This window comes from Neisseria sicca, assembly GCF_014054945.1.
Classification (GTDB): Bacteria; Pseudomonadota; Gammaproteobacteria; order Burkholderiales; family Neisseriaceae; genus Neisseria; species Neisseria sicca.
In genome coordinates, this window is the sequence record NZ_CP059566.1 from 278,902 (window position 1) to 293,357 (window position 14,456).

Below are 14,456 nucleotides of genomic sequence, written 5' to 3' on the forward strand. Positions count from 1 at the left end.
TCATGACTGAAACATTCCGATGGCGTGTTGCTTCGGATAATAAGGCTGTACATAAATTCGATGTCCGTTCCGTCCGCTTTGGCGACGGCTACGAGCAACGGCAGCCTAAATCTTTGAAACCGAAGCTGCGAAGCTGGGAGATCAAGATAGTCGGACAAAAGGCTTTGATGGCAGAAATCAAAGCCTTTTTTGATGCCCGGCGCGGTGTTGAGCCGTTTAATTGGAGACCGCCCGACGGCGTGCCTGTATTGGTCAAGGTATCGGAATATCAGGAAACGGCGAAGGGTGGCAAAGCCTACGAATTGAGCTGTACGTTTGAGGAGGTGTTTTCATGAATCCGCGTATAAAGGCCATGTCGGGCGTGATGCTGCAAGCCTTGTCTGCCGCGCAGCAGGATGTTTTGGTCGATTTGTGGCAAGTGGACTTGCGGCCGCTGGGTGGTCGGGTTTTCTATTTCTGCAATCAGGTCAACGAGCGGGGTACGGCGGTTGTCTGGCAGGGACAGGCATATGAGCCTTATCCGATTAAGGCTGACGGCTTTGAATCAACTTCGCAAGGCGCGGGCAACCGTCCGACGCTGACGGTATCGAATCTCTTGGGTTTGATTACGGGCGCGGCGGATCAGTTCGGTCAGCTCGTCGGCGTACTGGTTGTGCGCCGTCAAACCTATGCCAAGTTTTTAGATGCGGTCAATTTCCAGTCCGGGCGCAATCCGACCGCAGACCCGATGCAGGAAGTCGTCGGCAAATATTTGGTTGAACGGATGACGGCATTGAATGCAGAAACGGCAACCTTTGAACTCGCCGCGCCGTCTGAATCGGATGGTTCGGTCATTCCTGCCCGTATTATGCTGGCAAATACCTGCTGCTGGCAGTATCGCGGCGAAGGGTGCGGTTATACGGGGCGTGCGGTTGCCGACCGTTTCGATATGCCCACGGACGATGCGTCCAAAGACGTATGCAGCAAAACACTGACAGGATGTAGGGCGCGGTTTGGTGCGACGGCGGTTTTGCCGTTCGGCGGTTTCCCGTCTAGCGACAAGGTAACGACATGATGGATTTGAATTTGTTAAGTGAAGAAGTACGGCGCAAAATGCTGGCGTGTGCTGAAGAAGCCGTACCGTCTGAAATGTGCGGGGTTTTGGTTTTCAGTTATGAAGGCTATGAGTTTCTGCCTTTGTCCAATTGCGCCGAAAGCCCGCATGAAACCTTTGAGATTTCCGCTGACGACTGGATGGCGGCGGAGCGCGTCGGCGAGATTGTGGCAGTCGTGCATTCCCATCCGCGCGGCGAGCCGTTTTTATCGGGTGCGGACAGACAGATGCAGGTCGAAACGGGCTTGCCTTGGATTTTGGTTACACAAGGTCGTTTGAAACTGTTCCGCCCCGTTCCGCATTTGCGCGGGCGTGTCTTCGAATACGGCAAGACGGATTGCGGCACGCTGGTGCGCGATGCCTTCATGTTGATGGGGCTGGTTTTCCCCGACCATCCGCGCGGTGATATAGATGAGGACGCGGCGGCGGACTTTTTGGAAAAGCATTTGGAAAATTGCGGGTTTTTCCGTATTTCAGACAGCCTTTGCGCCGGTGATGTGGTCTTGACGGCAACGGGCGGGCATGCGTCCCATGCCGTCCTGTATTTGGGCAACGACTGGATGCTGCACCATGCCTACAATCAATTGAGCTGCCGTGTACCTTATACCCGCTATTGGGCGGATGTTACGCACAGCGTTTGGCGGCATCCTGACTTCGAGCCGGCCATGATGCAGGCACTTGAGAACGATTTTATCCATATGGAGCAAGCATGATTACTGTTTGTCTGTACGGCGGCCTGCGCGAATACGGCCGCCGTTTTGTTTTGCACGTCGAGACGCCCGCCGAAGCCCTGCACGCTCTGTTTACCCAAATCAAAGGCTTGCGTCAGCGGATTCGGGACGGGGTGTATCAGGTGCGGTTTGACGGTAAAGACCAGTCGGAAGAAACGATAAGTAGCGTGTTCAGACGGCCTGCTGACGGTGTATTGCACATTGTTCCGCGCGTACAGGGTGCAGGTAAAAATGGCGGGTTGATTCAAACTGTTATCGGAGCGGTTTTGATTGTAGTCGGCGCGTTTACGAGTTGGGCCGGTGGTACGCAGCTTATCGCCGTCGGTATCGGCATGGTAGCGGGCGGTGTCGCCCAAATGTTGACCAAGCAGCCCAAATTGAATGCCGGCGGCAAGGGGGTGGAAGAGAGTAAGAATTCTGCTTTTTCCAACCTTGCCAATACAGCGGCACAGGGTCGCCCTGTGCCGTTGGCTTACGGGCTTTGCTACTGCGGCAGCCGTGTTGTATCGCAGGGTGTGCAGTCCCGCCGTATCGAACCGTCATCGACGGCGGCTTCGTCAGGTGCGGTGTTGAATTTGGGTTTGTCCAAGACATTCGTTCAAGGTGTAGCAGCAACCGCGCCGAACGGGCAGAAATACCGTACCGACTTTTCAGACGACAGCGTGCGGGCGCGCAATTATAAGGCGGCGTTTTCGGGCTGAAACGTCGTCTGAAAAAGCGAAACGCCGCGAAGGGGCAAACTTCGCGGCGTGTCTGTTTTTGTTTGTGTATTTTTGGGGTTTGATCGGTATTCTGAATACCGTGAAGTAAGGTTTTGAATCAGGAAAGGAAATAGTATGGGCGGCAAATCGGGCGGAGGACAACGGACACCTTATGAAGCCCCAAACAGTTTATCCAGCGCCCAGTCGCTGCGGATTATTGATGCGGTATCCGAAGGTGTGGTTTCGGGGTTTGCCAACGGCGATGATGCACCGTTCAAAAGCGTGTATTTTGATGACACTCCTGTCCAAAACTCCGACGGCAGCTACAATTTTAATGGAGTTACGGGTTATTTCCAGCGTGGCGAGCAAGACCAGTCCTATGTTCCGGGTTTCGATGCTTCCGAGCGCACCGTAGCCGTTTCGGCTGCGGTGAAGCAGAATCAGCCGATTGTTCGCGCCGTCACCGACGAATTGGTCAGCCGTTTGCGGATTACGGTCGCTGTCGAGCGGAATGCGCAGGTTGAAGACAATGGCGACACCGTGCCTGCAGATACCTTAATGCGTGTTGAGTTGATAAACAGCAATGGTGTGCAGGCATCAAATCAGGTGCGTTTCAATGAAAAATCCAGCGGGACATATTATCAGGATGTCGAATTTGATGTGGTGCCGCAAGTGCCGTTCAATATCCGTGTTTTCCGAATTTCGCCTGATTCCAAGACCGATAAGGTCAGCAACAATACCTATTTTTCGTCCTACGTTGAAATCGTTGATGCGAAATTGAGCTATCCGCATACCGCGTTTGCGGCATTGTCGATTGATTCGGCGCAATTCGGGAATCAGATTCCGCGTCGCAATTATTTGATGAAAGGCCGCTTGGTCAAAGTGCCGTCCAATTACAATCCTGAAACCCGCCAATATACGGGTGGAACATGGGATGGCAGTTTCAAAACCGCATGGACAAACAACCCGGCATGGGTTTTTTACGATGTGCTGACCCAGCCGAGATTTTCCACGCTGGCACGTCGTCTGAATGTGGCAGACATAGACAAATGGAGTCTGTACCAAATCGGGAAATATTGCGACGAGCCGGTCGATGACGGCTTCGGCGGCAAAGAGCCGCGTTTCGTCTGCAATGCCTATATTACCGACCTGATGCAGGCAGGTGAATTTTTGAACAATCTTGCCAGCGTCTTTACCGGTTTACCGGTTTGGAACGGACAGCAAGTATCCGTCGTCATGGATGCCGACGCCGATCCGGTGGCGCAATATACCAATGCCAATGTTAAAGACGGCCTGTTTAATTATGCGGGTGCAGCGTTGAAGTCCATTCATACTGCTGTTCATGTGCAGTATATAGACAAATACGATGGCTATCGCGCTAAAACAGAATATGTAGCCGACAACGAAGCCATCGCCCGCTATGGTTTGAATATCAAGCAGATTACTGCGTTCGGCTGCGATTCGCGCGGGCAGGCGGCACGTTTCGGCGCATGGACGCTGCAAACTGAGTTGCGGCAGCAGAACGCCGTAACGTTTGAAATCGGGCGTGAGGGGTTGAAGCATCTGCCTTACGACATCGTGCAGATTATGGACAATCAATACGCGGGTGCAGAGTTGTCTGGACGTGTTGCCGCCATTTCGGGCAATGTGCTGACGCTGGATCGACCTGTATCCGATGCGGTCGGAGCCTTGGTGTTTTATTCTGAAGGAGGTAGTCTGAAATCAGCGAAGATAACTGCGGCAGCAGGCAATAAGGTTACTTTGGAGCGTGAGGTGCCGTTGCAGGCTGGCGATACGTGGGTTTTATCCGGCAAAGTCAAGCCGCGCCTCTACCGTGCCATCGGCATCAAAGAGAATACGGATGCTGGTACTTATACCGTTACCGCGTTGCTGCATGACCCGAAAAAATATGCTGCGGTGGATAGTTTTGCGCATTTTGACCATGAAATTACCACGCTGCACAACACCGCCCCTGTGTTGACCGATGCGGCTGTCAATACCGACGGTGGGACAGTTGTGATGACATGGGACAACCTAGCCGCAAACGGTCAGGTTTTAACTTACGATATTAAGATTTACCGTAACAACAGCCTATACCGCCATATCCCTGATGCACAGACAGCGGAAATTCGTCTGGAAAATCTGCCGAACGGCAATTATCGGGCGGAAATACGCGGCCGTAATGCACGGGGTGTACTGTCTGCACCGTTGGTTAAGGCTTGGAGTATCGACTATGCCGTTACCGGATTGAGGACGACGCCGAAAACACTGTCTGTGGCCGTGGATTGGGTATTGCCGCAAACCGTTGTTTCCGAGTTGGTTTCCGAGCTTTGGTATAGCAAGACCAACAATCTTCAGACGGCAACGAAACTCGCGTCGCTGGCGTATCCGCAAAACAGTTATACCTTAACCGGCGTCGGCGTTGCCGACGTTTATTATTTCTGGGTGCGCATTCGTGATATTGCAGGAAATACGGGGGAATTTACCGCTGCCGTACAGGGTAGGGCAGACAACAATCCTGCGCCGATAGTGCAGCAGATTCAGGGGGCAATCGGGAAGTCTGCATTAAGCAGGGAGCTGATAGATACGCTGAATCGGGATATGGCTGCGGCAGCGGGATTGAAAGTGTCAGCAGAGGCGGCGGAACGTGCTAAAGCCTTACAGGCAGAATCGTCTGCCCGCACGGCGGCAATACAGGCAGAATCGTCTGCCCGGACTGCCGAGCTTGCTAGAAAGTCATCTGAAATCGGTACGCGTATTGCCGCAACAGAAGCTGTCAATGAGCAGCAGGCGCAGCAAATCCAAACTGTTACGTCTGCGCAAGGCAATACCGCCGCCGGGCTGGAAGCCGAAAAAAAAGCCCGTACCGATGGCGACAGAGCCGAGGCGCAGGCGCGTGAAACACTGGCTGTCAGACTTGGTAATGCAGAAAGCGGTATTTCGGCATTGCGGGAAACCGTAACGCGCCAGGATGCTGCCCGGTCGTCTGAAATCAACACGTTGACGGCGAAGCTGGAGAATGTTGAAGTCGGCGGACGGAACTACGCCTTATCGACGGCTGCGGCGGATAAGGTTCTTACGGTAAGCGGCAACAATCAGACCAAATCCGTTGCATTGGATGTGTCTTCAAGTTTGGATTTAAAACAAGGGGACGCGCTGATTATTGCTTGTGATCTCGACATTGTTAATGCGACGTCCATGTTCGGCAAACCGTATCCGCGCATCGGTGTTGAGCTTTCTGTCACTTATTCGGACAACACGATAGGCTACTTTAGCGCATGGTATGACGAAGCAGTCAAAGATGCACCGAAGACGCTGAAGCGTCGTCTGGTTGCAAAACATACGGTGGCGAAAGATGTGAAGGCCGTCCGCGGGTTGATTGTGCAGGCACGTTATCAGACGTCTGATTCCATCAAGGTTTCGGGTGTAAAACTGGAGCGCGGCACGGTAGCAACTGACTGGAGTCCTGCACCGGAGGACAGTAACGCCGATGCGTCTGCGTTATCGGCTTTGTCGGCTGAATTGACTGCCTATAAAGCAGCACAGGTTGAAACCGATAAGGCGCAAACCGAAGAAATTCGTGCGGCTAAGGCAGTAGCATCCGGAAATCAGGCAGAGATCACACGATTGCAGACTGCCAAGGCGGAAAAGGACGAAGTTGCCACTATCGCCCGCAGCGCATTGTCGGCAGAATGGAAGCGTGATGCTGATAATGCCAAAACGGCGGCGGTTGCAGCGGCAGTGGCAGATGCCAAAGCCAAAGCAGATAAAGCCTTGGCGGATGCCAAGTCCTACTCGGATACGGCATCGGCAAAAATTGACCGTCTTGCAGAAACCGTCAGTCGAAATGATGCTGCTCGGTCATCTGAAATCAACACGTTGACGGCGAAGCTGGAGAGTGTTGAGGTCGGCGGACGGAACTACGCCTTATCGACGGCTGCGGCGGATAAAATTCTTACGGTAAGCGGCAACAATCAGACCAAAAACGTTACTATCGACGTTTCGTCTGCTTTGGAACTGAAGCAAGGCGATAGTTTGATTATCTCGTGCGATATCGAACTGGTAAACGCCACATCGCCTTATGGCAAACCATACCCACGAATTGGCGCGGAATTTTCTGTGACCTACGCCGACAACTCTGTCGGGTATTTTGCTGCGTGGTACGACCAAGCCATCAGCGGTACGACCAAAACGCTGAAACAGCGTATTGTCGCCAAACACACAGTTGCCAAAGAGGTAAAGGCACTCCGAAACATCATCGTTCAGGCGCGGTATCAAACGTCTGATTCCATCAAAGTTTCGGGTGTAAAACTGGAGCGCGGCACGGTAGCAACTGACTGGAGTCCCGCGCCGGAGGACAGTAACGCCGATACGTCTGCTTTGACGGCCTTGTCGGCTAAAGTTCAGCAGGCCAGTTCTGCTGTTGCAGAGATAGGAGGGAAAATACAGTCTTTGTACACGCTGAAGACTGAGGCAATAGCAGGCGGCCGTCGTGCAGTTGCAGGGGTTGCAGTGGGAGCCGATGGAAAGACGGGAAGCGGTGAAATCCTCCTGATGGCAGATAAAGTTGCTTATGTCGATCCGAAAGATAAGACGGTTACGCCCGCTTTCGTTACCGTTATCGAAAACGGCAGGGCGAAGCAGGCGTTGAACGGTGATTTGTTTGCTTCAGGTTCTGTCTTGGCGAGGCATCTTGCCGCCAACCTAACCGTCGAGGCGCCGACGTTGAATGGTGCAACCGTCAATGCAGGTCTGATCAACGGCGGTACGATACGTGGCGCGAGAATCGAAGCCGTGGATTTGGAGGCCGCTAATATCATCGGAGATGTCGTGGCGGTCAGGACGTTTGAGCTGAAGCAGTCGCCATTAGGCTATCAGGAATTGATATGCCAAATCCCTGATAGCCGAAAAGCACGCCGGACGGTCATCGTACCGCCGGTTTTTGCTGTTGCAGAAAACGGTGCAATTGTCAGTCTGCAACTGTATATGGATGGTGTGATTCAGCGGGAGGTTACGATTCAGTCGCCTGAAAAGAGGATAGAACGAAACGAGAAATTTTCCGTATGGGTTCCGGGTGGGCCGCCGTTGTATATGAGGACTCCGCAGGATGTGCCTCTTAGTTTTTCCGTCCCATTCCATCTACCAAAGATAGGCAGTATATCTTTCCAGAAAGGTATCGATGGTGCAGCGCATTCGTTGCATATCCTCTGCCGCATTAGCGGCAATTTTGATTATTCGCCCTTGGGCGATTTATCGGGTATCGTCTGTCTTATTGTTTAAATTTTAGCCGTCCGAAAGGGCGGCTTTTTTCTGCCTGCCTGAAGGGTGGGCTTTTTTTATGGAGGTTTATTATGGATCAGGCAAAACGTACAGCCTATGTTAAAATCATTAACGCTTTATTCGACGGAGCTGTCAAGGTACAGCCCGGTCAAATTACCGAAACCGTCGTTGATATGGCGGACAAGATGTTTGACGAAATTGCGACCTGCCATGAGCGCATCAAGCCGATGGCGGTGTTGGCAGACGGTATTGCAGGAAGTATTGTCAAACTTGCGCCAAACGAAATTCCGCTTATTTTTGGGAATTCGTCGTTTGGAAGCTATCTGAAAAGTAAAACCCGTGATGAAGTGTTTAAAGTGTTGAAGCAAAGCAAGGTTAATAATGCCGTTAAAGTCCTTGAGGCATTTTACGAAAGCTGGTTAAAGTACACTGCAAAAGACCGCCGTCTGAAAGTCTGCATCGTAACCGCGCAATCCCGTTGGCGTTCGCGCTTTGAAATGGAATTGCTGGGAATTTAAACAGGAGCAGAAGTAAATGAAAGCAGTCAGGGATATAGCTTTATGGCTGGCAGTAACGGTTTGGATCAACTTTTTCCCCGACCGTTACCGCTATGATACCGTTCCACAGGGACGGTACGGATACTGGCATGCAGACCATCCGTGGTATCCCTATGCGCGCTTTCTGCTGCCTTTATTTTTAGCCTGTATCCTTTTCTACCGTCATTTTCGGAAACGGAAATAGATACGGCTGCAAAACCGAAACCGTCTGAATGGTTCAGACGGTCTTTTTTTATCCAAAGGAAACCATCATGTCAAAAGACAAAAATCAAATCATCGTCGGAATCAACCGTGAAATCATCGATACCGAAACCGACAGTTCTGCCGAGTTTCACGTCATCCGGCATGTATCGCTGGATTATGCAACCGGCTTTAATGTGGTGTCGTTAGACAGCTATGTGCGCAAATCGACATTTGAACGTCGCGGGCGTTCGGTCGGTTCGATGCAGTTGAATATTTCGGGCGTGCCGCCGCGCGGTACGGATGTATTGGACTGGGCATACCAGGCTGTTGTGGCAGCGGTTGAAGAGGGCGCGGTCGATGCCTACGGTCAGCCTATTGCCGCCAACAGCCTGACCGGCGCGGAGTTGGTCTATGCCGATTTGCCTGAAGCAGCCATCTGATTCATAACACGGAAGGTCGTCTGAAAAACAGTTTCAGACGACCTTCGCATAAGGGAAAAGAAAATGTCTGAACCGATTATTACCCCTGCCGCCGTTTACACTTTCGGCGGCGTGGTCGGCGCAGGTCATCTGTTGGGGATGCCTGTCGATGCAGTCGTGCTGGGCGCGGTGGCTTCGGCGGCGGTAACGATGATAAGCGAACCGAAAAGCCGTTGGATGGTAGTGGCCTATATCGTTATCGGCGGCCTTTTGGGTGGCGCTTTTGCCCCACCGCTGACGCATTTCTTAATCGGCGAAGTAGTTGGCAGCCATCCGTCGCTGGGTGAGCAGCGCATACAGTTTGCACATGCCTTTGCCCCCGTCGTTGTCGGCTTGTTGTGGCAGGTATTGTTGAGATTTGCCCGCGCCGTTTGGCCATCGTTCGAAAAGCATGCAGACGATATTGTGGAGTGGTTGCTGAACCTTCTGCCGTGGAGACCGAAAAAATGAAATTACTTTTGATTCTTTCTGCCGCCCCATCATTGATTTCGGCGTACTTGATGATTTGTCGTCTGAATGGGCGCAAGTGGAGTGCGTTGTCGCCAGAGGCGTGGGCGTATCTCGCCTTTTTGGGCGGTGCGATCTATACCTTTTACATAGTCTTTGCTTACGGGCTGACGCCGAGCTTAGGCAAATTTATGATGGATATTGCCGCCTGTGTATATTTCGGCAGCCGTTCGGTACGGGTTGTTAAATGGCAGCATCGGCATGGTTTGAAATAGTTTGCCTGAAAAAAGTAAAACGTCGCGGAGTATATAGAGCTTTGCGGCGTTTTCGTATCAAAACTTTGTATGCAGAATTATTGAGATAGCCGCCTGTCGTTTAGGCGGCTTTTTATTTGAAAAGAACATGGAGAACCGAAATGCAAGTTACCAAAAATTTCAGTCTGCGCGAGTTGACACGCAGCGAAACCGCTCGTCGCGCAGGCGTACCGAATGAACCGTCGCCCGCCGAAATGGACAACATTTATTACACCGCACAGCAGCTTGAAAAAATACGCGAATACGTCGGTCGCCCGATTATCGTAACAAGCTGCTTCCGCAGCGAGCGGGTAAACAAATTGGTCGGTGGCAGTCCCACATCGGCGCACCGACACGGACTTGCCGCCGATTGCGACGCATCGGGCATGACCTCGCTGGCATTTGCCAAACTGTTAATCAAAATGCGTGATGAAGGCGCGCTGAAATTCGACCAGTTGATACTCGAATTTCCCGAGCGCGGGGACGGCGCATGGGTACACATCGGCTTCCGTCGCAGCAGCCCGCAACGCAACCAGATACTGACCGCAACCAAGAAAAACGGCAAAACCGTGTATCTGCCCGGGCTGCATCCTTGAGGTCGTCTGAAAAAGCGAAACGCCGCATGACTGGAATCATTACGGCGTTTCTGTATTTAACCTTACCCAATTAAGGAAAAATCTTACATGAAGTTTAGCATAAACAAGGAAATACGCAAGATGCTTGAATTGATCGACAAATCCGCGCGGGCGCGGCGGTTTATGTGGGCAGCTTTGGCAGCCGTCCCGCTGACCGTGCTTTTGTGGAAACTGCCCGAAATCCTGTCTGTTTTAAAGTAAAGGTCGTCTGAAATGGATATTTTATTGAAATACTGGAAGCCGGTAGGCGTATTGCTGCTGATAGTCCTGATTTTTACCGCATGGCATTTCGACCGCGCCGAAAAATACCGCATGGGACGGGAGGCCGCCGCTGCCGAAATTTCCAATCGTCTGAAAGACGGCTATATCGAGCAGGCAAAGCAGGCGCGTTCTGTCGAGCAGAAAGCCGCCGCCGCGTTTGCCGAACAACAAACCAAATTAGAAGAGGAAAAACAAAATGCTGAAAAAACTGTTGCCGCTATGCGTCTTGAGCTTAACCGCCTGCGCCACTACGCCGCCGCCCAAAATCGCAGCAGAAACCTGCCCGCAACCACTACCGCCGCCCCCGCATCTCATGGCGCGTCAGATTCCCAAGGCTGGCTATTATTCGGACAGTGCGCTGAAAAATATGCAGGACTGGCAGAAACAGCCGACGGACATGCAGCCGATTTAAGGGAATGGCAGGCATATGGTCATGCAGTAAGCAGCCAGCGTGCCGAATAAGCAACCGCCCGAACCTGTAAGAAAAGATTACAGGTTCGGGCGGCTTGTCCCCATTGCCATCAGCAGCAGATCAGTTCCATTACCGTATTTTGCAGGCGCGTCAATTCAAGCATCGCACATTTGAAATTGTCGTCGGTTTGGTTTTGGTTTTCCTTGCAGAACATAAAGTTCTCATAGGCATCGCTGACTATTTTGGTCAGGTTGACGATTTCGGTTGCCGCGCCGCATTCCGCCAGCCCGATTTCCGACGTATCGCCGTCGTATGTCAGCAGGCGGGCGATGGCGGAATTGTGGCTTTCCGCAATCTCGCGTTTTCTGCATTGGGCATCGCTTGAATCGGCAGCTTTGACCACAACAGGCGCGGGGAGTTGCTTTTTCTCCTCTGCCGCCAGCATTGCGGGCAGGTTTTCAGCCTGTTGCGACAGGGATGCGCCGATGCCGAAGGGTTTGACGGGGCAGTTTACGCCGGCAACAATGGGGCGACCGGCTACGGTTTGGGTCTGTTTGTGCAGCCAGCGGATGATGTTGACAAGTTCGTCATACGTCGATTCTCGCGGGGTTTTGTTGAATTTGCCGGAGAGATGGTCGTCAAAGTTGCCCCATCCCCAGCCGTGGATTTCGCGCAGGCGGTCGCCCAGCATGTAGATGACTTGGATGAGTTCGTCGCGGGTCGGAAGTTGGTCTTTGACGGACGGGGTAGATTTGGCTTGGTAGCCGCCTGTTTTGCGGATGGTCGGGATGACCTCTTCAAAAATCCAGTCTTGGAATTTAATGGCTTCGGCTTTATTGGAACGGAAAATCACGCGGTACAGGTTGGGTTCGCTGATGAAGGTTGCCTCCTGATTCCTGCCTAATTTGTCGGTGAGGTACATTTTATGTACCCCATCTTCTTTCAAATTAAAACGTGATGATTTTGTATTCTGAATTTCAAGAATTTGTGCAACGTCGGTTAAGCAAAATAGTGGTTCACCATTGTGCATTTCCACGCGAACTTGAGATTGATTGAAGTTGAAGTGTTGAACTTGGTTCATTTCGATTTCCTAGTGAAGTTTCTGAATGCCCGAATCGGGCGACCGCGTGGTTCAGAACCCATCACTAGTTGGGCGGACTTATTCCCCGGAAACGGGTCTTGTATTCGTCGCCCACGCGGTCATAGAAACTTCCTGTCATCGAAACAAACAACAAGGAATAGAAACTATGGACGTGAAAAAATCGCATTATCGGTGCGATTCCGCTAGTGATGTGGTTTCTGACGCCACGGACGAAACTTTAGACGAATGCTGCCGCGCCGTCAAGAGGAATTTTCAGACGACATGAAAAAACGCCAAGCGGCAACTTGAAAGCAAAAGGTCGTCTGAAATGTGGATTTCAGACGACCTTTTGCAATCATTGTCCAAGAGGGGATGCCTCCCAGCGGCTGGCAAGCCATTCCAGTTCCTGGTAATAGGTATTACGCTCTTTCTGTCGGCGCAGTTCCATAATCATGGGCTTGGCTTTTTTCCATGTGTCCATCACATCCGAGTATTTCAGGCGTTTGTAAATTTCTTCTTCAAATGCGCCGGTGCGTATGCCCAATGCGATAAATTCGTAGCGGTTCAACAGGATTCTGATACTTTCTTTTTCGGCTTCGGCTTCTTTTGTATCGCAGAATGAGGGTTCCATGTATTTGATAAAAGAGGCTTCTGGCGGCAATTGTGCCACTATCCTTTTTGCCTGAACCAAATCGGTATCTTGGTTTTCCTGAATCAGAATGTCGATTGTGGCTCTTTTCCTAATCATTTCGTGATTATGGTTCAGCGTTGTTTTCGCGGATTCCCCATTCTTTTTAATGGCTTTTTGGGCAAAGTAGCCTGTAACGGCTATGGATATAATAATGGCTCCTGTTTGTACCCAGAAGCCATATGCCTGATTGAAGATAATTAAGCTGTCCGGCGCCATTTAAAAACCGTCCCAGCCTTCTGAATAGATTTTACCCATTTAATGCTCCTTGTGTTGTCGGTCGCGAATTTCGATATGTGTTTATAGTATGGCAGTCCTTGCCGTTTATCAAGTGGTTTTGTGTGCTTTCGTGTTGTTTTGTGTTGTTTTGAGCAAAACCGTCGTCTGAATTTTCAGACGACCTTATATTTCTCAATTGCACTTCTTGGCATTTTCCAACGCCTCAACAAAATCCAACCGTCGCGGGCGGCGGCGTATATTGGTATAAACCCGCATGCTTTCCCAATCCCCGTGCAGCGTAACCTGCTGCATCAGCGGAATGGACAGCCCGTCTTCGGCAAGGCGCGTCGCCCCTTCGTGCCGTAAATCGTGAAACCTTAAATCTTCAATATGCAAGGCGCGGCAGGCGTTGGTAAATAGTGCGCTGATTGTTTTCGATTGATACCCGCCCAAAAGCAAATCGGGATTTCCCTGCATCTGTCTTCTGATTTTCTCACTCTGCAAAGCTTCTATCAGCGGTATTAACTCGTCCCTGACTTCAAATTTCTTATGATTCCCCTTGCTTCCGCGCGGGTGTTTTACATCTTTTACCAGCCATTGACGCGTTTCCAAATCCAAATCCGCCCATGCCAGCCGTCCGATTTCTGCCTGCCTGCGACAGGAATATATGGCAAACCACATAATCAGGTGCATAGGCACGCGCATATCGTTTGAGCTTCTGCGGTTCCACGAAAAATAAAAGTAATCTGTCAGCTTCTGCAATTCTTCTGATGTCGGCAGTCTGTCGCGCTTTTCCGCTTTGCCGATGACCCGCGCGCGCCGTAGGCCTTCAATCGCAATATCGATTTCAGACCAAGTAACTGGATAGCCCCAAACAAAATGGGCATGCTTCAAAATCGAGCGCAAATATTGCAGGTCTGAATTGATGGTGGATGGCTTGACCGGCAGCAGACCCAATTCATCCGATCCGCGTTGGCGGATAAAGGCATAAGACGTGAAATCCTCGCGCCGCAACCGGTCGATGCGCTTGTCGGCAATCTCAAAATTCATCACGAAATTCAGTGTCCTGAACTTCGAATCACTATACTCTGTTCGCACCTCGTCCGCATACCGCTTGGCGGCTTCCCGAAGGGTGGGGCATAATGTTTGCCGTTTCTCGCGGAAAAGCAGTTCAGGGTGCATTTCAAGCTCTGCCTCTCTTAATTTCAGCCATTCGACTGCCATAGCCTTTTTAGAAAAGGTACGACTTTCCGAGAAATCAGGGTAGCCCGCCTTTTTAATCCGTATCTGCGCCCGATATACGATAGCACCTGACGGATTGGTTCGTTTTGTTATCGTTCCCATTATTTGCACCATATACAAATTAAATAAAAATGGTGCATATATGGTACATTGA

Annotated in this window: 15 protein-coding genes; 12 read left to right on the forward strand and 3 right to left on the reverse strand. The window is 51.3% G+C overall.

From position 1 onward, the window contains the following. Window positions 1–2: 2 nt before the first annotated feature. The 12 genes from H3L95_RS01390 (at window position 3) to H3L95_RS01440 (ending at window position 11,122) form a co-directional block, all read left to right on the forward strand. Window positions 3–335 (forward strand): phage tail protein, encoded by a 333-nt coding sequence (locus H3L95_RS01390; RefSeq protein WP_003757683.1) that lies wholly within the window; start codon window positions 3–5, stop codon window positions 333–335. Next, window positions 332–1,054: a phage minor tail protein L gene (locus H3L95_RS01395; RefSeq protein ID WP_002217456.1), complete on the forward strand. Its 723-nt coding sequence runs from the start codon at window positions 332–334 to the stop codon at window positions 1,052–1,054. The genes H3L95_RS01390 and H3L95_RS01395 overlap by 4 nt, the downstream gene beginning before the upstream one ends. Continuing rightward, complete coding sequence (locus H3L95_RS01400; protein ID WP_003757685.1) at window positions 1,051–1,806, forward strand: C40 family peptidase; 756 nt, start codon at window positions 1,051–1,053, stop codon at window positions 1,804–1,806. The genes H3L95_RS01395 and H3L95_RS01400 overlap by 4 nt, the downstream gene beginning before the upstream one ends. Further along, window positions 1,803–2,525, forward strand: a complete 723-nt coding sequence (locus H3L95_RS01405; protein ID WP_003757687.1) for a tail assembly protein — start codon at window positions 1,803–1,805, stop codon at window positions 2,523–2,525. The genes H3L95_RS01400 and H3L95_RS01405 overlap by 4 nt, the downstream gene beginning before the upstream one ends. Window positions 2,526–2,660: 135 nt before the next feature. Continuing rightward, window positions 2,661–7,805 carry a TipJ family phage tail tip protein gene (gene gpJ / locus H3L95_RS01410; RefSeq protein ID WP_003757689.1) on the forward strand — a complete coding sequence of 1,715 codons (5,145 nt, stop codon included), beginning with the start codon at window positions 2,661–2,663 and terminating at the stop codon, window positions 7,803–7,805. Window positions 7,806–7,876: 71 nt separating this feature from the next. Beyond that, on the forward strand, window positions 7,877–8,323 hold the full coding sequence (locus H3L95_RS01415) for a hypothetical protein (RefSeq protein ID WP_003757691.1): 447 nt from the start codon (window positions 7,877–7,879) through the stop codon (window positions 8,321–8,323). 16 nt (window positions 8,324–8,339) lie between these two features. Beyond that, on the forward strand, window positions 8,340–8,546 hold the full coding sequence (locus H3L95_RS13970) for a hypothetical protein (protein ID WP_003757693.1): 207 nt from the start codon (window positions 8,340–8,342) through the stop codon (window positions 8,544–8,546). 67 nt (window positions 8,547–8,613) lie between these two features. Continuing rightward, on the forward strand, window positions 8,614–8,985 hold the full coding sequence (locus H3L95_RS01420; protein ID WP_241429718.1) for a hypothetical protein: 372 nt from the start codon (window positions 8,614–8,616) through the stop codon (window positions 8,983–8,985). A 63-nt stretch (window positions 8,986–9,048) separates the two neighbouring features. Continuing rightward, window positions 9,049–9,474, forward strand: a complete 426-nt coding sequence (locus H3L95_RS01425; protein WP_003757696.1) for a hypothetical protein — start codon at window positions 9,049–9,051, stop codon at window positions 9,472–9,474. After that, window positions 9,471–9,746 (forward strand): hypothetical protein, encoded by a 276-nt coding sequence (locus H3L95_RS01430; protein ID WP_003757700.1) that lies wholly within the window; start codon window positions 9,471–9,473, stop codon window positions 9,744–9,746. The genes H3L95_RS01425 and H3L95_RS01430 overlap by 4 nt, the downstream gene beginning before the upstream one ends. 140 nt (window positions 9,747–9,886) lie before the next feature. After that, window positions 9,887–10,360 (forward strand): D-Ala-D-Ala carboxypeptidase family metallohydrolase, encoded by a 474-nt coding sequence (locus H3L95_RS01435; RefSeq protein WP_003757702.1) that lies wholly within the window; start codon window positions 9,887–9,889, stop codon window positions 10,358–10,360. Between the two features lie 252 nt (window positions 10,361–10,612). Beyond that, window positions 10,613–11,122, forward strand: coding sequence for a hypothetical protein (locus H3L95_RS01440; RefSeq protein ID WP_003757706.1), 510 nt, complete (start codon window positions 10,613–10,615; stop codon window positions 11,120–11,122). Between the two features lie 59 nt (window positions 11,123–11,181). Here the strand turns inward: H3L95_RS01440 and H3L95_RS13715 are convergent, their stop codons facing one another. The 3 genes from H3L95_RS13715 to H3L95_RS01460 all read right to left on the reverse strand — a co-directional run bounded on the left by H3L95_RS13715 (window position 11,182) and on the right by H3L95_RS01460 (window position 14,416). Beyond that, entirely contained in the window at window positions 11,182–12,153 is a 972-nt protein-coding gene (locus H3L95_RS13715; RefSeq protein WP_003757708.1) for a BRO-N domain-containing protein, read from the reverse strand. A gap of 355 nt (window positions 12,154–12,508) precedes the next feature. Continuing rightward, window positions 12,509–13,060, reverse strand: a complete 552-nt coding sequence (locus tag H3L95_RS01455) for a DUF4760 domain-containing protein (RefSeq protein WP_003757713.1) — start codon at window positions 13,058–13,060, stop codon at window positions 12,509–12,511. 192 nt (window positions 13,061–13,252) lie between these two features. Then, the gene (locus tag H3L95_RS01460) at window positions 13,253–14,416 is read right to left on the reverse strand and encodes a site-specific integrase (RefSeq protein ID WP_003757717.1); all 1,164 of its coding nucleotides are present in this window, start codon (window positions 14,414–14,416) and stop codon (window positions 13,253–13,255) included. Window positions 14,417–14,456: the final 40 nt, after the last annotated feature.